Source organism: Streptomyces ipomoeae 91-03 (assembly GCF_000317595.1).
Classification (GTDB): domain Bacteria; phylum Actinomycetota; class Actinomycetes; order Streptomycetales; family Streptomycetaceae; genus Streptomyces; species Streptomyces ipomoeae.
In genome coordinates, this window is record NZ_AEJC01000362.1 from 1 (window position 1) to 654 (window position 654).

Here is a 654-nt window from a genome sequence, read left to right on the forward strand (position 1 = left end):
ACCACCAGGTCACCGGCGATCCGCCGACCGCCCTTCGTGCAGGTCGCGACGATCTCGTACGTCCCCGGTTGTGCACTCGGCGGCACCTCGAACCGCCCGCTGGGCAGCCGTTGCCCGACGTCGGGGGCGAGGGGGAAGGGGCCCGCCCCGACCGCGCTGGCGTCGCCCGCCGCCGTACCGTCCGCACCGCAGGCGGCCGTCCTCACGGTGACCTCGTCGCCGGGCACGACACGCGCCGGCGACAACTCCAGCCTCCCGTCGTTCTCGCCGCCGTACGCCGGCGCGACGGCGAGGGCCGCGACGACGACGGCGAGCGCGGTTCCGGTCAACGGCAGGGCGCTACGTCGCATCGTGCTCGCTCCTCCGAGAGTCCACGTTCCTCCTCCGAGGTAAGTGGCAGACGGGGGCGGGCGCTCCCTGACGGTGCGTCAGAAACAGGGGGAACGGGGGTCGGGAGGGCATGGGCGGGAGGTGGGGGTGCGGGTGTTTGGGCAGGTCATCGCTGTAGGCGGGGGAGGGGAGGAGAGGAGAACGGGAAAGGGGAGGGGCGTGGGTGTGAATGGGTGACTGGGGGTGGTGAGGGCGAGATCTGGTTGCGGTGCGGGGTGGCGTGGGTGTGGTGAGGACGACGGGGTCCGGGGGTGGTCTGGCTGT

1 protein-coding gene is annotated in these 654 nt (G+C 72.8%); it reads right to left on the reverse strand.

Annotation, left to right across the window (positions count from 1 at the left end; all coding sequences use genetic code 11):
- On the reverse strand, positions 1 to 350 hold a 350-nt coding region (locus STRIP9103_RS23150), incomplete at its 3' end, for a hypothetical protein (protein WP_048820814.1).
- Between the last annotated feature and the right edge of the window lie 304 nt (positions 351 to 654).